Here is a 19,504-nt window from a genome sequence, read left to right as displayed (position 1 = left end):
GAGTAGGGCGCTGGAGTTGGAGGTGTAACCGCGCCGGGAAAATACTACGAATCATTATCAAATGCATCTATTTCGGTTTACACCTGTGCTCTGTTTGCGCAGAGGGGTAGACGCAGGTCGCTACCCGCCTGTCATCCATTTGGTCAGGCCATTACGGCCGCTTACGCCTAACTTGGCAGCAGCGCGTTTGAGATAGGTTTCCACCGAGCTGTTCTTCACATTCAACCGCCGGGCGAGCTCAGGGACCGTGCAGCCGCTCAGCAGGCCCACGCACACCTCTTGTTCGCGCACCGAGAGCTTGACTGAAGCCTGCATCAGACGTCTGCCGAACGTCTGTTGCAGTCTGCCGACCTCTGCGTCATCCAGCGCCTGGCCGATCACTTCGGCGCCGTCATGATCGAGCAATTGACCGTGATGTTCGACGAGCGGCAGCAGCGTACTCGAGAGGCTCTTGAGCTGCGACAGCTCTGCCAGCGAAAAGCGTCGCTCGCAGGGCAAGCGGTAGGCACTGATCACCCACCGTTTGGTACCGCTGCAGGACACCAGGTGGCATTGATGGGCCGGGCGCAGATTACGCGGATTGCTGCCTGCGGGCGCCTTGAACTCGATGAGCAATGGGTCGTGCATCTGCTCGATCGATTGCAGCAGGGGATGAGGCAAGCGTGAACCCACCTGCCTTGCATGCACACCGGCGCGGCCGAGCACTTCGACCCGGCTGTCCGTCAGCTGCGGTGCATCGAGGGTCCATTCACTGATTTCCAACCCGTCGATGCTGACTTGATCCTGTACCAGGCGAAGCATCTGCTCGGCGAAACAGGCGCCGCCGGTCTGCGCGATCAATTCACCCAGTTGCAGATAGAGATGAGGGTCCGGTCGGTAGTCGGAGCGAGCGTTCAACATCATGTCGATGGGTTCCTGAGGGCCTGCTGTAACTGCGTCTGCCCGCGCAATCCCATTGCAATCGGGCAGGGTGTATGGGCGTATTCAAGCCCGCTGACTGGAAGACGTCTGTAGCGGGATTCAGGGACAGAACATGCCAGCAAAAGGTGGTAGGCGCAGATCATCGGATGCGTGGGGAACGCTGGAAAAAGGGCCAAATGCCAGCAAATTGGCGCCAGAAGGGTGGCTCCGCAGGGATAAGCGACGCCAATACAGTATGCCGTGAGCCATCGTCGCCAGCCCCGTGTAGGTAATCTCCTACAAGGATTTCAGCAGCCCACGTTGCTTGCGGGGGTGTCCGGGTTTAATGGGCCATACAGGGCAGGCGCCCGGTGTTTGAATCGCACGCTGACCCCTCAGAAGGACCTGACCGATCATGCCTGCCGCCGACCTTTTCGACCTCACCGTTGCCCAGCGGGATATCTGGCTGGAGCAACTCAGCCAAGGCACATCCCCGCTGTACAACATTGGCGCCTATGTCGCGCTGGAGGGGCAGGTGGACAGGACCAGGCTGACGCTGGCACTGCATCACCTGGCCAGCCTCCACGATGCCTTGCGTACCGTGTGGGTACAGGAGGGTGGCTCGGCGCGGCAGCGTTTCGCCCCCCAGCTGCCCGTGACCTTGATGTGGGACGACCTTCAAGCTGACGCCCACCCGACCGATGCAGCCCTGAACCTTCTCGATGCCTGGATGCGCATGCCCATTGCACTGGAGCAAGGGCCGCTCTGGGAGGCCAGGCTGATCAGGATGGGCCCCCGCGAGCACTTGCTGGCCTTGCGCGCCCACCATCTGGTGCTCGATGGGTGGGGCGTTGACCAGTGGTTCAAGCAACTGGCCGACCTCTACCTCACGCTCGAACACCAACAGGCGCTGCCCGGCAACGCGCCCTCGTACTGCGCCTTTATCGAAGAGGATGCGCGCTACCGGGCCTCGGCGCGTTATCAGCGTGACCGTGAGTACTGGCTGACCAGGCTTGCCCAACTGCCCGACCCCCTGCTGCGGCCTACCCAACCGGCCTTGTCGCCGGAGGATTCACCGAGCCATGCGCTCGATCTGGCGGTTACGCCTGGCCTGATGCGCAAGCTGCGGGCGCTGGCCGACACCCTGGGCGTGTCGCCGTTGCCGGTGTTGCTGGGGGCACTGCACGTCTGTGTCTGCCGCACTTGGCAGCGCGATCAATGGATGGTCGGCTTGCCGGTACGCAACCGCTCCAACGCACAGTTCAAGGCAACCCTGGGATTGTTCACCCAGGTCAGCCCACTGCGCATGGACTTTGGCAGGAACCTGTCCTTCGCGGACCTGATTCAAGCCATCGTCGCTACGCTCAAGCAGGATTTTCGTCATCAGCGCTACCCGTTGAGCGCGCTCAAACGCGACGTCGCCGCGCAGCAGGAGGGGCGCACGCAGTTGTTCGAGCTGCTGGTGTCCTTCGAAGAAGACAGCAACGCGCTGCAAATCGGCGACGTGGCCGGTGCGACGGTCATGATCTGCAATGGCCATGAACCCTCACCCTTGAGCATCCATTTGCGCTGCAACACCCACGCAGGCACCGCGCGCCTGCACTTGGTGCACAGCCGCGCCTGGTTCAGCGACGAACAGGCCAAAGCCCTCGGCGCACGACTGCTGCATGTGCTGGAGCAGGGCCTGGCCCAACCCCAGGCCCTGGTATCGGCCTTCGACATGCTGACCGCACCCGAGCACCAACGCCTTAGGGCATGGAACATGACGGCCATGTCAGCGGCGCACACGGCGCCCTGCCTGATTCAGCAACGCATCGAGCTGCAAGCCCGCACGCAGCCGGGAGCCCTGGCAGCCTGTTTCGGCGACCAAACCTTGAGTTACGGCGAGCTCGATCACCGCGCAAGCGCCTTGGCCCAGCACCTCGCAAGTCTCGGGGTAGGCCCTGAACGGCGCGTGGCAGTGGTCGCCCAGCGAGGGCTGGACACCCTGGTTGGCCTGCTGGCGGTACTCAAGGCAGGCGGTGCTTACGTGCCGGTCGATCCCGCCCATCCGGCAGAGCGCATCGCCTACCTGCTGCAGGACAGCGCTCCGCACGTGGTCCTGACCCTTTCGCGCTTCGCACCGCGCCTGCCCAAGCATGGCAGGCCACAGATCGAACTGGACGACCCGTCGTGGCCGACCGAGCCCGCAGCCACCTTCTCGTTCGCACCGCAAACGCGTATGGATTTGGTCTACATCATCTATACCTCTGGCTCCACCGGCCAACCCAAGGGAGTGATGGTCGAGCAACGCATGCTGGCCAACCTGGTGGACTGGCACTGCACCCAATTCGCGCTTGGCCCAGGCCGCCATCAGTCCAGCGTGGCGGGCTTTGGCTTCGATGCCATGGCCTGGGAGATCTGGCCGGCGCTGTGCAGTGGCGCCACCTTGCACCTGGCACCGGTACGCGAAGGGGCCGAGGATGTACACGCCTTGCTCGCCTGGTGGCGGGCCCAAACGCTTCACGTCAGCTTCTTGCCCACGCCGATTGCGGAACTCGCCTTCGCCCAGGGGATGCCCCATCCAACGTTGGAAACCCTGCTGGTGGGCGGTGACCGCCTGCGACGACTGGGCCGGGAGCTGACGTGCAAGGTGATCAACAACTATGGCCCGACCGAGGCCACGGTAGTGGCCACGTCGGGGCAGGTGCAGCCGGGTGGGCCATTGCACATCGGCGTTCCGGTCGCCAACACCCAGGTGTATGTGCTGGACGGGCAGGGCCAGTTGCTGCCGCCCGGCGCGGCCGGTGAGCTGTATATCGGTGGCCAAGGGGTGGCCAGGGGCTACTTCAACCAGCCGCAACTGAGCGCCGAGCGCTTCGTTCAAGACCCGTTCAGTAGCGCGCCTGGCGCCCGGCTTTACCGGACCGGTGACTGGGTGCGCTGGCTGTCCGACGGCACGCTTGAGTACCTGGGCCGCAACGACGACCAAGTGAAGATCCGCGGTATGCGGGTCGAGCTTGCGGAGATCGAAGCCGCCTTGAGCCGTCACCCGGCGGTGAACGAAGGCGTGGTCATGCTCCGCAAGGGTCAGTTGCATGCCTGGTTCACGGCGACCGATCCGGTCACGCCCCGGGCCCTGCACGATCACCTGCGCGATAGCCTGCCAGTCGCCCTGTTGCCGGTCGCCTACATGCAGGTCGCCCACTGGCCCTTGACCGCCAATGGCAAGCTCGACCGACGCGCGCTGCCCCCAGCGGATGACACGGCCATGGTGCGGCACGAGCATGAGCCGCCAGAAGGGGAGATGGAGCAACGCCTGGCCGCGCTCTGGGCCCAGTTGCTGCACATCGAGCGCATCGGCCGGCACGACCATTTCTTCGAGCTGGGCGGGCATTCGCTGCTGGCTGTCCAACTGATCGAGGCCATGCGCCAACAAGGCCTGCAGGTCGATGTGCAGGTGCTGTTCGGGCAATCGACCCTGGCAGCGGTCGCCGCCAGCGCCAGGGCCACCGAGTGCGTGCACACCCCACCGCCGTGCATCCCGTTGCAGTGCCAGCGCATCGAGCCGGGCATGCTGCCCCTGGCCACGCTCAGTCAGGCAGCGCTCGACCGCATCGTAGCGAGGGTGCCGGGTGGCGCGGCCAACGTGCAGGAAATCTACCCCTTGGCGCCCTTGCAGCAGGGGCTGCTGTACCACCACCTGACGGACACGGTCGACCCGTACCAGCAACAGGCCTTGTTCTCGTTCGCCACCGAGCAACAGGTGCGCGACTTCGCCGTAGCGTTGCAGCATGTGATGCAGCGCCACGACATCCTGCGCACCAGCCTGGCCTGGGAAGGGCTGGAGACGCCGCACCAGGTGGTCTGGCGCCATGCCCGCCTGCCAGTCGAACGCTGGCAGGGGCCTGAAGGTCAATGGCGCGACCACTACCATCCCGGCCGGCGCCCGCTCAGCCTGGACAAGGCGCCGATGCTGGCACTGGTGTGCATGGATGCACCTGAACAGGGCCGTTGGCTGGCCTTGCTGCGTTTTCACCATCTGGTCAACGACGCGGTGTCCTTGCAGGTGCTACTGGGCGAGCTGGAGGCCTGTATGGCGGGGCGGGGCGCGCAATTGCCAGCGCCAGTGCCGTATCGGGATTACGTGGCGCTCACTAACCGCGCCGAGCGCCAGGCCGCCCACCGGGCATTTTTCACCGAGCAATTGGCGGGGTTGGCGCCGCAGCAGCCGCTGTCGGGCTGGGGCGCAGTGGCGCTCGATCCGGCCGACCTCGAGAACGCCAGCCGTGACCTGCCCGCCGCCACGGTCGCCAGCCTGCGCGCCCTGGCAAGGGCGCATGGCGCCAGCCTTGCGAGTCTGCTGCACCTGGCATGGGCCCATGCACTGGCTAGCCTGAGTGGGCGCGACCAAGTCGTGGTGGGCACGGTATTGCTGGGGCGCAGCATGGCCGGCCCTGGCGCCGACCGGGCGCTGGGGATGTTCATCAACAGCTTGCCGCTGCGCATCAACCTCAATGACTGCACCCCAGCGCAGGCGTTGGTGGATACCCATGCTCGCCTGGCGGCGCTACTGGCCCATGAAGATGCGCCGCTGATCCTGGCCCAGCAATGCAGCGGTCTGCCGGCCGGCAGCGCACTGTTCGACAGCCTGGTGAACTACCGTCAGGGTGCGCTGCCGTTGGGCGAGGTCATGCCGGGTGTCGCGCTGGTCGAAGCCAGTGAAGTGACGAGCCATGGCCTGGTATTGACGGTGGATGACCCGGGAGATCGCCTGCAACTGTCTGTGCGTGCCCCGCGTGCGCTGGGGGCGCAGCGCATGCTGGACTACCTGGGCACGGCGCTCGAACACATCGGCCAGGCACTATCGGACCCGACATCCGGCATGCTCCAGCAGCTATGCCCGGTGCCTGCACGGGAGCTTGCGTTGATGCTCGAAGGCTTCAACGCCACCGAAGACCCCACCAGCCCTGTTCACCAGACACTGCCGACGCTGTTCGAGGCCCAGGTGCAACGTACCCCCTGCGCCATCGCCCTGCAGGCCGACGGCCAGAGCCTGGACTACCAGACGCTCAACGAACAGGCCAACCGCCTGGCGCACTACCTGATCGGCCTGGGCGTGACACCTGACAGCCGAGTGGCGGTGTGCATCGAGCGAGGTGTCAGCCTGATGATCGCCTTGCTCGGGGTGCTCAAGGCAGGTGGTGCCTACGTGCCGCTGGACCCTGAATACCCGCAAGAGCGGCTGCGCTTCATGTTGCAGGACTGCAACCCGGTCACGGTGCTGGTGCACGGGGCCACGGCAGGGCTCTTCGCGCCGTTGCAACAGCCCACCCTGAACCTGGACCGCTGTGATCTGACCGAGCGTCCTTGCACCGACCCTCAGGTGCCTGGCCTTGGCCCGCAGCACTTGGCTTACGTGATGTACACCTCAGGTTCGACCGGCACGCCCAAGGGCGTGATGATCGAGCATCGCGGCCTGTGCAACCTGATGCACTGGGGCTCGCTGATCCGGGCACCACGTGCCGGTGACGCCTTGCTGCAACGCGCCCCGTGCACCTTCGACGGTTCGGTCTGGGAGTTGTTCTGGCCGTTGACGGCGGGGGTGCGCCTGGTCCTGGCTCGCCCCGGTGGGCACCGCGACCCTGGCTACCTGGTGGAGCTGATCAAGGCGCAGCAGGTCAGCATCGTCAAGTTCGTCCCGGCGCTGTTGCAGCAGTTCCTCGATCAGCCAGGGGTGCAGGGGTGCACCCGCCTCACCGACATTTTCTGCGGAGGCGGCGATCTTACCCCCGCGTTGCTGCAAAGCCTTCGCGAGCGCTTGCCCTGGGTGTGCGTGCATAACGTGTATGGCCCCACCGAGGCCACTGTCGACAGTACCGCCTGGTCGTTGCCGGCCCATACGCCACTGCCGGTGCAGACACCGCCGATCGGCCGTCCGATCCCCAACACCCGCGTGTATGTGCTCGATGAGCACGACCGCCCGGTACCGCTGGGCGGCGTAGGCCAGTTGCACATCGGTGGAGTAGGCGTGGCGCGCGGCTATCTGGGCTTGCCTGAGCTTCAGGCCGAACGCTTCATCGCCAGCCCCTTCGTCGACGGCGACCGGCTCTACCGCACAGGCGATCTGGTGCGCTATCGAGAAGACGGCAACCTCGAATTCATGGGCCGCAACGACTTCCAGGTCAAGCTGCGCGGCCTGCGCGTGGAACTTGGAGAGATCGAGGCCTCGCTCACCGCCCACCCGGCCGTTGCGCAGGCGGTGGTGCTGATGCGCGAAGAGCGCCTTGTGGCCTACTTCACCCTGTGCGACGGCCAGCCTGCGCCGGCCCTCGAAGCCCTGCGCGGTCACCTGCTGGCCTGCATGCCGGAGTACATGGTGCCCCAGGCCTTCGTGCGCCTGGCGCAGTTGCCCTTGAGCGCCAACGGCAAGCTGGATCGGCGTGCCTTGCCCGCGCCCGGCGCCGATGCGGTCATCAGCCGCGCCTACCGTGCACCCGAAGGCGAGCTGGAAGCGGCCATGGCGGCCATCTGGGCCGAGTTGCTCAAGATCGAGCAGGTGGGCCGTGACGACAACTTCTTCGAGCTGGGCGGGCATTCATTGCTGGCCGTGAGCCTGGTGGCGCGCCTGCGCCAGGCCGGGCTGCACGTCGACGCCAGGGCGCTGTTCACCCAGCCCACCCTCTCGGGGCTTGCCGCCAGCACCCAGGCCCAGCCTGAACAGGCCGTCATCCCGCCTACCACCATCCCAAGCCTGGGCAAACGCAGGCGGCTTTGATGCCAGGTCCGGGGCCCGTCGGCCCCTGCAATCGTTTGCGCGGTTGTCCCCACTTCCCATGTCAGACCGGCCGGTCGCGTTGCTTTAGCGTGTCGGCCATCAACCCTTCCAGGCAAAGCAGGATGCTTACCGATGCACTTCAGCGAACTGATCAACGCACTTTCCACCCGTCCCATCCGTCTGCAGCGTGAAGACCAGGACCTGATCGTCCTGGGTGATGACCAGACGCTGGACGACCCCCTGTGGGAGGCGTTGTCCCGGCACAAGCCGGCCTTGCTGGAGATGCTTGCAAGTCAGGATGACGATTGGCTCAGCCCGGCATTTCGCGTCACCCCCGACATGCTGCCGTTGGTCAGCCTCGACCAGGCGGCCATTGACCGTATCGTCGACAGCGTGCCGGGCGGGGCGGCCAACGTACAGGACATCTACCCGCTGGCACCCCTGCAGCGGGGCATGCTGTACCACCACCTGTCGGCCCAGGACGGCGACCCCTACCTGTCGCAGGTGCAACTGCGTTTCGCCAGCAAGGCGCACCTCGATGCCTTCGCCGACGCCCTGCAAGCGGTCATACAGCGCCACGACATCCTGCGCACTGCCGTACATTGGGAATGCCTGGACGAGCCCGTGCAGGTGGTATGGCGCGAAGCGGCCCTGGTGCGTGAAGCGTTGCCGTTCAAAGGCCACGGTACACTGACCGAGCTGTGCGACCACCTGGCCCCACGCCATTATCGACTGGACCTGCGCCAGGCACCCCTGATGCAACTGGCCCAAGCCCAGGGTGAGGGGCAGGCGTGGGTGGCAGTGCTGACCTTCCATCACATGATCATGGATCACACGGCGCTCGATATCGTGCGCCGGGAAATCCAGGCGCACTTGGCCGGTACGGCCGCGCAGTTGCCCGCGCCGACGCCGTTTCGCAACTTCCTGGCGGCGGCCCGCCAGGCCCTGGACGAACAAGCCCACACCCAGTTCTTCGAGCACATGCTGGCCGATATCGACGAGCCGACCCTGGCCTTCGGTGCCCAGGCAAAGCCCGAGCAGCTTCTGCAGCAAGCCCGGCTGACCTTGCCGACCCCTCTGGCCCGTCGCCTGCGTCAACAGGCCCGGCAGCTCGGGGTCAGCCCAGCCAGTATCCTGCACCTGGGCTTCGCCCGGTGGGTAGGGCAGCTGGCCGGGCGTCAGACGGTGGTGTTCGGCAGCGTATTGCTGGGCCGCATGACCGCCGGGGAGGGTGGCGAGCAGGCATTGGGCATGTTCATCAACACGCTGCCGCTGCGTATCGACGTGACAGAGGTGGGAGTCAAGGACGGCCTGTTGCACACCCACCGTCGTCTGACCGGCTTGCTGGCCCACGAACAAGCGTCCCTGGCCCTGGCTCAGCGCTGCAGCGGGGTGGCTGCGCCCACGGCCTTGTTCAACAGCATGCTCAATTACCGTCACAGCGACGCCGGCGACGCCGCCGAGATCATTCCTGTCGCGCCGGGTATCGACATTGTCGGCGCCGAGGAGCGTACCGATTACCCATTGACGGTGAGCGTGGACGATTTGGGCGACGACCTGCGCCTGACCGTGCAAAGCCTGCCTGAATGGGATGCCGCACGCCTGAGCCAGCAGTTCGAGCAGGTGCTCGCCAATCTCGTGCACGCCCTGGAACACGAGCCCGACACGCCTTTGCAGCACGTGGCCGTACTGCCGCCGCAGGAATTCGATCAGGTGGTGCGTCGCTTCAACGACACCGCCTGCACCTATCGGCAGGGCGACACTGTGCACGCACGGATCCAAGCCCGTGCGCGCGTGGCGCCAGAGGCCATCGCACTGCGTCAGGACGGCCAGGTGCTGAGCTACGCGGCGCTCAACCAGCAGGCCAATCAACTGGCCCACCGGCTGCTGGGAGAAGGTGTGAAGCCAGGCCAACGCATCGCCCTGTGCCTGCCGCGAAATGCCAACAGGCTGGTCGGCATGCTCGCGGTGCTCAAGGCCGGTGCGGCCTACGTGCCCGTCGATCCCGCTTACCCCGCAGACCGCATCGCCTACTTGCTGACCGACAGCGCACCCGCCTGGGTGCTGGCCGAGTCCGGCATCGAAGGCCTGCCCACTGGCGTGCCGCGTCTGGATCTGGACCATCCCCCTGCCGACGCCCCGACACACGACCCTGTGGTCACGGGGCTGGATGATCGGCAACTGGCCTACCTCGTCTACACCTCAGGCTCGACCGGCCAGCCCAAGGGCGTAATGGTCGAACACCGTGCCCTGGTCAACCTGGTGGACTGGCACTGCCAGGCCTTCGAGCTGGACGAGCACGGCCACGCCTCGAGCGTGGCCGGGTTCGGTTTCGATGCCCTGGCCTGGGAGGTATGGCCCTGCCTGTGCGCCGGGGCTACGCTGCACCTGCCGCCGGCGGATGTTGGCAATGAGCATGTCGAGGCGCTGCTCGACTGGTGGCTGGAGCAGCCGCTGACGGTGAGTTTCCTGCCAACGCCCGTGGCCGAGCACGCGCTGCGCCGCGAGCGCCAGCACCCGACCTTGCGCACCCTGCTGGTAGGCGGCGATCGCCTGCGCCACTTCGAGCGCGACCCAGGCTTTGCGTTGGTCAACAACTACGGCCCGACCGAAACCACCGTGGTCGCCACTTCTGGACAACTGCGCCCAGGCGGTGCCCTCCATATCGGTACGCCGATCGCCAATACCCAGGTCTACGTGCTGGACGCAGGCCTGCAACCGGTGCCCGTGGGCGTCGTAGGCGAGCTGTACATCGGGGGCGCTCAGGTGGCGCGGGGCTACTTCAACCGCCCCGAACTGACGCACTCGCATTTCATCAATGATCCGTTCAGCGATGACCCTCGGGCACGCCTGTACCGCAGCGGTGACCTCGTACGCTGGAACACCGACGGCACGCTGGATTACCTCGGGCGCAACGACGACCAGGTGAAGATTCGCGGCGTGCGCGTTGAGCTGGGTGAAATCGAGGCGGCGCTCAAGTGCCAGCCTGGTGTCGAAGACGCCGTGGTGCTGGTGCGCGACGGCCGACTGCTGGGCTGGTATACCCAAACTCGGCCTCTTGAAGCGCTGGCGCTGCGCGAGGCGTTGCAGGCCTGTCTGCCTGCGCAACTGGTGCCCGCGGCACTGACCTGCCTCGATGCATTGCCGCTGACCCGCCATGGCAAGCTTGACCGCCGGGCGTTGCCAACCCCGGACACCTCAAGCCTTGCTGCCAGCGCCTTCGAAGCCCCACACACCCCGACTGAAACAGCCATGGCCGCGATCTGGGCCGACGTGCTGCAGGTCGACCGGGTAGGGCGCCACGACAACTTCTTCGAGCTGGGTGGGCACTCGTTGTTGGCGGTCACGCTGGTCGAGCGTCTGCGCCGGGCGTCGCTGGTGGTGGACGTGCGCATGCTGTTCGCCCAGCCCACCGTCGCCGCCCTGGCCGCTGTGGTTGGCGATAGCCCGGCCTTGCAGGTGCCGGCCAATGGCGTGCCGACGGGCGCGCAGCGCATTACGCCCGACATGCTCAGCCTGATCACGCTGGAGCAGCACCTGATCGACCGCATCACTGCTCAGGTACCAGGCGGCGCTGCCAACGTGCAGGAAATCTATCCGCTGGCACCCCTGCAGCAGGGCGTGCTCTACCATCACCTGAGCGCAGAGCAGGGCGACCCCTACCTCTTGCAGACACGCCTGGCATTCGACAGCATCGAGCGTCTGTTGGCCTGGGCCGGCGCCCTGCAACAGGTCATCGACCGACATGACATTCTGCGCACCGCTGTCCTGAGTCACGGCTTGGCGCAGCCGCTGCAGGTGGTGTGGCGCAAGGCCGAGCTGGGCGTCTTCGAGGTGACCGACCTGCACGAGGATTCGGGCACCTCGCGCATCGACCAGTTGCAGGCGCGCTTCGATGCCCGCCATCACCGCATGGACCTGAGCCAGGCACCCCTGGCGCAGTTGCACTATAGCCTGGACCCTGACAATCACCGGGTGGTGGCCGTGTTGCTGTTCCATCACCTGGCACTGGACCACACGGCCCTGGACGTAGTGCTGTACGAGATGCGCGCCTTGCTGTTCGGGCAAGGGCATACCCTGCCGCCGGCCGTGCCATACCGTAATTACGTTGCCCAGGCTTGCCTGGGCAACGAAGCCGCCCACGAGGCCTTCTTCAAGACCCTGCTGGCCGATGTCGATGAGCCCACCCTGCCGCTCGGTCATGCCGACGTGCAAGGCGACGGTGCTGGCATCGAGCACGCTTTGCTGGCGCTCGACCACGGCCTGGCCCAGGGCCTACGTGCCCAGGCCAGGCGCCTAGGTGTCAGCGCTGCGAGCCTGATGCACGTGGCCTGGGCCCGTGTACTTGGGGTGTTGGCCAACCGCAGCGATGTGGTGTTCGGCACAGTGCTGATGGGGCGCTCGCAAGCCGGCGAGGGCGCTGACCGCGCACTGGGCATGTTCATCAACACCCTGCCTCTGCGTGTCGATACCGCCGCCGGGGTAGAACAAGGCGTGTTGGCCACGCACCGCCACTTGTCGGCCCTGCTGGCCCACGAGCATGCGTCGTTGGCACTGGCCCAGCGTTGCAGCGGCGTGGCCGCCGGGACGCCGTTGTTCAGCGCGCTGCTCAACTACCGCCACAGCGCCGACCCGGCCGCCCAGGCAGGTGACGGCCTCTGGGAGGGCGTACAGCTGCTGGGCGCAGAGGAGCGCAGCAACTACCCGCTCACCCTCAGCGTCAACGACCTGGGTGATGGTTTTACCTTCAACGTGCTGGCGTTGATCGACATCGGCGCGGCGCGGGTCGCCGAGTGGATGGCAATGGCCGTGGCGCAGATGGTTCGGGCGTTGGAGCACAACCCGCAAACCAGCGTTCAGCGCCTGTCCATACTGGACGATGCGGCGCGCGAGCAGGTGCTGGGCGGCTTCAACTTGACCGCGCAAGCGTACCCACAGGGCCAGACCGTACATGGGCTGATCGAGGCCCAGGCTGCCGCGGTGCCCGATGCCACAGCGGTGTGCCAGGGCTCCCTGACCCTGACCTACGCACAGCTCAACCGACGCGCCAATCAGTTGGCCCATCGGCTGATCGCAGAGGGTGTAGGCAGGGCTGACCGCGTTGCCTTGTGCCTTGATCGCACACTGGACCGTATCGTCGCCTTGCTGGCCGTGCTCAAGGCCGGGGCCTCCTACGTGCCCGTGGACCCGGCCTATCCGGCCAGCCGTATCGCCTACCTGCTCGAAGACAGCGCGCCGGCCCTGTTGCTGGCCCAGGCCGACATTGGCGGCCTGCCGCCGCACGTGCGCCGCATCGACCTCGACCAGCCGGATGCTTACCTGAGCCTTACCGACAACCCGCACGTGGAGGGGCTGACTGCCAATGACCTGGCGTACCTGGTGTACACCTCAGGGTCCACCGGCCAGCCCAAGGGCGTCATGGTCGAGCACCACACCGTGACCAACCTCGTCCACTGGCACTGCCAGGCGTTCGCCGTGCAAGCGGGCACACGCACCTCCAGCGTTGCCGGTTTCGGTTTCGACGCCATGGCTTGGGAAGTCTGGCCCGCCCTGTGCGCGGGGGCCACGCTGCACCTGCCGCCGGCCTACCTGGGCAACGAGCAGGTCGAGGCGTTGCTGGACTGGTGGCTCGAACAACCCCTGACGGTCAGTTTCCTGCCGACCCCTGTGGCTGAACAGGCGCTGCGCCGCCCACACCAGCACGCCACGTTGCGCACCCTGCTGGTGGGCGGCGATCGCCTGCGTCAGTTCGAGCAGGACCCAGGGTTCACCGTGGTCAACAACTACGGCCCCACCGAGTGCACCGTGGTTGCCACCTCGGGTGCGTTGGCACCCGGCGCAGCCCTGCACATTGGCACACCCATCGCCAATACCCGTGTCTACGTGCTCGATGACCTGGGCCAGCCTGTGCCGGTCGGGGTCACCGGCGAGCTCTACATTGGTGGCGCGCAAGTGGCGCGAGGCTATTTCAACCGGCCGGACCTGACCGCAGAGCGCTTCCTGCGTGACCCGTTCAGCCGCCTGCCCAACGCCCGCCTGTACCGCAGCGGCGACCTGGTGCGCTGGAACAGCGATGGCACGCTTGATTACCTGGGCCGCAACGACGACCAGGTCAAGGTGCGTGGCGTCAGGGTGGAGCTGGGTGAAATCGAGGCCGCGCTCCGGGCGCAGCCCGGCGTCGGCGATGCCGTGGTGCTGGTGCGCGGCGAACGCTTGCTGGCCTGGTTCACCGAGACCTCTGCTGTCGAGGTGAGTGACGTGCGCCAGGGCTTGCAGGCAAGCCTGCCTGGTCAGCTGTTGCCCCAGGCCTTCATCCGCATCCAGGCGCTGCCCCTGACCAGCCATGGCAAGCTCGACCGTCGCGCGCTGCCCGAGCCACAGCCCCAGGACCTGGTCCAGCAGGGGTATGAGGCGCCGCTGGGTGAAACCGAGGCGATCATCGCTCAGGTGTGGGCCGACGTGCTGGGCCTGGAGCAGGTCGGCCGGCACGACAACTTCTTCGAACTGGGCGGGCATTCGCTGTTGGCCGTGAGCCTGATCGAGCGGCTGCGCGAACAAGGCTTGGCCCTGGATGTGCGCGTGTTGTTCGGGCAACCGACGGTGGCGGCATTGGCCGGGGCGCTGGGCTCAGCCCGCGAGGTCCAAATCCCTGCCAACGGCATCCCGGCCCACTGCACCCGCATCATCCCGACCATGCTGCCCTTGCTGATGCTGGAGCAGACTGCGCTGGACCGCATCGTTGCTGCGATCCCCGGCGGTGCGGCCAACGTCCAGGACATCTACCCACTGGCGCCGCTGCAGGAGGGCATTCTCTATCACCACCTCAGTGCAGACGATGCCGACCCGTACCTGCTGCAATGGCGGGTCGCCTTCGATTCGCGGCAAAGGCTGCATGCCTTTGCCCAGGCCCTCGACCAGGTGGTGGCTCGCCACGACGTGCTGCGCACGGCGGTGCTCTGGGATGGCCTGCCCCAGCCGGTGCAGGTGGTGCAGCGTTCGGCGAGCCTGGCGTTGATCGAGGTGACCTCGAACGACGCGATGCTTGCCGGTCAACGTATCGAGCTTGCCTCGGCGCCGCTGATTCGGCTGTTGCATATCCATGACGCGGCAGGCGTGCAGGCCGTGCTGCAGTTCCACCACATCGTGCTCGACCACACCGCCCTGAAGGTGGTGTTGGCAGAGATTCGCGATCACTTGCACGGCCAGACGCCGGCAGGGGCGCCGGTGCCTTACCGCAACTACGTGGCCCGGGCCCGGCTGGGTATCAGCGAGGCCGAGCACGAAGCGTTCTTCAGGACCGAACTGGGCGATGTCGAAGAGCCGACGCTGCCCTATGGGCTTGCCGATCTGCAGCATGAAGGCGGTGATTTCGAGCTGGCCAGTACCGATTTGGCCACTGAGCAGTATCAACGGCTGCGGGCGCTGGCCCGCCAGTGCGGGGTGAGCGCCGCAAGCCTGGTGCACCTGGCCTGGGCGCGTTTGGTCGCGGCCACCAGTGGCAAGGACGACGTGGTCTTCGGCACCGTGCTGCTCGGGCGCCTGCAAGGCGGCGAGGGCGCCGACAGGGCCTTGGGTATGTTCATCAACACCCTGCCGCTGCGCCTGAACCTGGCAGGGCTCGACGTACGGGCAGCGGTGCAGCTGACCCACCAGCGCTTGGCTGCGCTGCTGGTCCACGAGCACGCCTCGCTGGCGCTGGCCCAGCGCTGCAGCGGCGTGGCCGCACCCACGCCGCTGTTCAGCGCGATGCTCAACTACCGCCACGGCGCGACCGAGCAAGAGCAGCAGGCGCGCGACCAGGCCCTTGAGGGTATCGAGGTGCTGCCGGCGGGCGGGCATGGCAATTACCCGATCAGCGTCAACGTCGATGACCTGGGCACAGGGCTGCGCATCACCGCCCAGGTGTGCAGGCCCATCGGCGCCCGCCCACTGTGCGAGCAATTGGCGCATGTACTGGTCGAGCTGCTGGATGCGCTTGAACGGCGCCCGGCGCTACCGGTGCACAGCCTGTCACTGCTTGACCCTGCGGCGCGCGCAGCGGTACTGGGTAACCATCGCGCCTGTCCACATGACCTGACCCAGACCCTGCACGGTCTTTTCGAAGCGCAGGCCCTGCGCAGCCCGCAGGCCATCGCGCTGGTCGCTGAGGACGGCGAGCTGAGCTACGCCGAGCTCGATCAACAGGCCAATGGTCTGGCTCACCATTTGCTGTCGCTGGGCGTACAGCCCGACGACCGCGTTGCGCTCTGCCTTGAGCGCGGTGTCGCGCTGGTGGTTGGCCTGCTGGGCATCCTCAAGGCCGGCGCGGCCTATGTGCCGATCGACCCTGGCTACCCCGCCGAGCGGATTGGCCACATGCTGCGCGACAGCGACCCACGCGCGGTGCTGGTGCATCGCGCCACTGGCGACCTGGCGCTGCCTACCCAGGCGCCCAAGGTGGACATGGACACCGCCCGGTGGGCGCAGCAAGCGCATTTGGCTCCCCAGGTGCCTGGGCTCACAGCACGCAACCTGGCCTACGTGATCTACACCTCCGGCTCTACCGGGCTGCCCAAGGGCGTCATGGTCGAGCACCGCAACGTGGTGAACTTGGTGCACTGGAGCCAAGGGCAGTGGCCGCTCGCGGGGATCCAGGCTGTACTGCACAAGACGCCGATCAGCTTCGACGCCTCGGTGTGGGAGCTGTTCTGGCCACTGTGCAGCGGCTTGCGCCTGGTGCTGGCCCGCCCGTTGGGCGAGCGCGACCCGGACTACCTGGCTCGGCTGATCCAGGCGCAGAGCGTGGCCGTGGTGCAGTTCGTGCCTGCGCTGCTGCAACAGTTCCTCGATCACCCAGGCAGCCGCCTGTGTTCAGGCTTGACAGACATCGTGTGCGGCGGCGGTGAGCTGACCCATGCGCTGGCCACGCAAGTGCGCGAGCAGTTGCCCCAGGTGCGTCTGCACAACGTCTACGGCCCCACCGAGACCACGGTCGATTGCAGCGCCTGGACGCTGCAGCCCACTGCCGCCATCCCCGTCGCTGGCCTGCCGATCGGAAGCCCGGTGGACAATACCCGCCTGTATGTACTCGATGCACACGACCAACCGGTGCCGCCAGGCGTTGCCGGGCACCTGCACATAGGCGGTGCTGGCGTGGCGCGCGGGTACCTGGGCTTGCCCGAGCAGCAGGCGGAGCGTTTCCTCGACAATCCCTTCGTCGAGGGCGAGCGGCTTTACCGCAGTGGCGACCTGGTGCGCCTGAATGCTCAGGGCGAGCTGGTCTTCCTTGGTCGACTCGACCAGCAGATCAAGCTGCGTGGCCTGCGAATCGAACCAGGCGAAATCGAAACCTGCCTGCAGCGCCTGCCTGGCGTGCACGCCGCCGTAGTGCTGGCGGTGGACGGTACGCGCCTGGCTGCCTGGTACACCGGTGACCCGCAGGCACCAGAGGCACTGCGCCAGGGCGTGCTCGAGCACTTGCCCGAGCACATGGTGCCTGCGGTGTTCATTCACGTGGATCGCTGGCCGCTGACGCCGAACGGCAAGCTCGACCGCAAGGCCCTGCCCACCCCGGACAGCGTGGTGCAGGGACGGGCCTTCGAGGCGCCGGTGGGTGATACCGAAGTGCTGCTGGCCCGCCTGTGGGGCGAATTGCTGACGGTGGCGCAGGTAGGCCGACACGATAATTTCTTCGAATTGGGTGGCCACTCGCTGCTGGCCGTCACCCTGACTGCTCGGCTGCGCCTTGAAGGCTTGCAGGTCGATGTGCGCACCTTGTTCGGCCAGCCCACCGTGGCTGCCCTGGCTGCCACGCTCACTGCCAGCCGTCAGGTCCAGGTGCCCGAGAACCGCATCCCGGCCGGCTGCTCGCACATCACCCCCGACATGCTCAGCCTGATCGAGCTGGATCAGGCTTGCATTGCGCGGATCGTCTTGCAGGTCCCGGGCGGTGCAGCCAACGTGCAGGACATCTACCCCCTGGCGCCGTTGCAGGAGGGCATCCTCTACCATCACCTGTCGGCCGAGCATGATCCCTACGTGCTGCACACGCGCCTGCGTTTTAGCGACAAGCAACGGCTGCAGGCCTTTGCCGCTGCACTGGACCAGGTCATCGCCCGCCACGATGTATTGCGCACGGCGATCTTCTGGGAAGGGCTGCCGCAAGCGGTGCAGGTGGTGGTGCGCCAGGCGCGCCTGAGCGTGGACGCCGTGGCTGACATGTCGGCCACTGCCACCCTCGACCTGGCGCGGGCACCGCTGCTGCGACTGGTGTACAGCCAGGGACAGAACGGCATCGACGCCAGCTTGCAGTTCCACCACATCGTGTTGGACCACACGGCGCTGGAGGTGGTGGGCGAAGAACTGACAGCCTTGCTCAGTGGTGCCCCCGCACCGGCTCATGCTGCGGTGCCTTACCGCAATTACGTCGCCCAGGCCAGGCTGGGGGTCGATCAGCGCGCCCATGAAGCGTTCTTCACCGCGCAACTGGGTGACATCGACGAGCCGACCTTGCCTTATGGCCTGGATGACGTACAAGGCGACGGCCGCGACCTGGACGAGGCCAGGCAGGTCTTGCCCGAGGCGCTGTCCACCGGCTTGCGCCAACAAGCTCGGCGCCTGGGCATCAGTGTTGCTTCGTTGTTCCACCTGGCCTGGGCCCGCCTGCTCGGGGCTGCCAGTGGCAGAACGCGCGTGGTGTTCGGCACCGTGCTGCTGGGGCGCCTGCAGGGCGGAGAAGGGTCCGAGCGGGCACTGGGGATGTTCATCAACACCTTGCCACTGCGTGTGGACCTGGAGGCCATCGGCATGGTCGATGCGGCCAGGGCCGTGCATCAGGGGCTCAGCGACCTGCTGGCCCATGAGCATGCCTCGCTGGCGCTGGCACAGCGTTGCAGTGGCGTCGCGGCGCCGCAGCCGCTCTTCAGCGCAATGCTCAACTATCGCCATGGCACCCAGCCGGGTGCCGATCGCGGCGAAGGCTGGGCGGGTATCGAGGTGGTGGACGGGCAGGAGCGCACCAACTACCCGCTGAGCCTGAACGTGGATGATCTGGGCGAGGCTTTCCGACTGGTGGCCACCGTACCTGCGCAGATCGGCGCGCAGCGCATCTGCGGGCAGGTGCAACAGGTGCTGCAAGCGCTGCTGAGCGGGCTTGAACGCACCCCCACGTTGCCCGTGCAGCAATTGCCCGTGCTCGAAAGCCATGAGCGTGAACGCGTGGTGGCAGGTTTCAACGCTACCGAAAAGGCGTACGGGCTCGATCACACGCTGCATCGACTGATCGAAGATCAGGTGCAGCGCACCCCGCAGGCCGTCGCCGTCAGCGACGAGGAGGGCGAACTGACCTTCGAGCAGCTCAACGCCCAGGCCAACCGCCTGGCTCATCACCTCATCGCGCTGGGCGTGACGCCCGATGATCGCGTGGCGATCTGCGTTGAACGCAGTTTGTCGATGATGGTGGGGCTGCTCGGAATTCTGAAGGCGGGCGGCGCGTATGTGCCGGTCGATCCGGATTACCCGGCAGAGCGTATTCGCCACATGCTCACCGACAGCGACCCGGTGGCGGTGCTGGTGCACGCGGCGACCCGGCATGTGCCCGAGCATGGCGTCGTGATCGATCTGGACGCGCCGTTGAGCCTGGAACTGCCTGCCACCAACCCGGAGGTGCCGGGGCTCACCCCGCAGCACCTGGCGTACGTCATCTATACCTCAGGCTCGACCGGCTTGCCCAAGGGCGTGATGAACGAGCACGCTGGGGTGATCAACCGCCTGCTGTGGATGCAGGACGCCTACGCGCTCGGTGCCGACGACGTTGTGCTGCAGAAGACCCCGTTCAGCTTCGACGTCTCGGTCTGGGAGCTGCTGTGG

The 19,504-nt window shown here is 66.4% G+C and carries 3 protein-coding genes; 2 read left to right on the top strand and 1 reads right to left on the bottom strand.

Annotated elements, in window-relative coordinates; translation table 11 throughout:
* Positions 1 to 120: 120 nt before the first annotated feature.
* Entirely contained in the window at positions 121 to 903 is a 783-nt protein-coding gene (locus tag B2S33_RS08365; RefSeq protein ID WP_288650148.1) for a helix-turn-helix transcriptional regulator, read from the bottom strand.
* A 412-nt stretch (positions 904 to 1,315) separates the two neighbouring features.
* Between B2S33_RS08365 and B2S33_RS08360 the strand changes: the two genes are divergently transcribed.
* Both B2S33_RS08360 and B2S33_RS08355 read left to right on the top strand, forming a co-directional pair.
* Complete coding sequence (locus tag B2S33_RS08360; RefSeq protein WP_288650147.1) at positions 1,316 to 7,657, top strand: non-ribosomal peptide synthetase; 6,342 nt, start codon at positions 1,316 to 1,318, stop codon at positions 7,655 to 7,657.
* 132 nt (positions 7,658 to 7,789) lie between these two features.
* Positions 7,790 to 19,504, top strand: an 11,715-nt coding sequence (locus tag B2S33_RS08355) for a non-ribosomal peptide synthetase (RefSeq protein WP_288650146.1), incomplete at its 3' end; no start/stop codon positions are given.

This window comes from Pseudomonas sp. UBA5568 (assembly GCF_002425525.1).
In the GTDB taxonomy this organism is placed as follows: domain Bacteria; phylum Pseudomonadota; class Gammaproteobacteria; order Pseudomonadales; family Pseudomonadaceae; genus Aquipseudomonas; species Aquipseudomonas fulva.
Note: the sequence above shows the minus strand (reverse complement) of the source record. Positions and strands in the feature narration are given on the sequence as shown.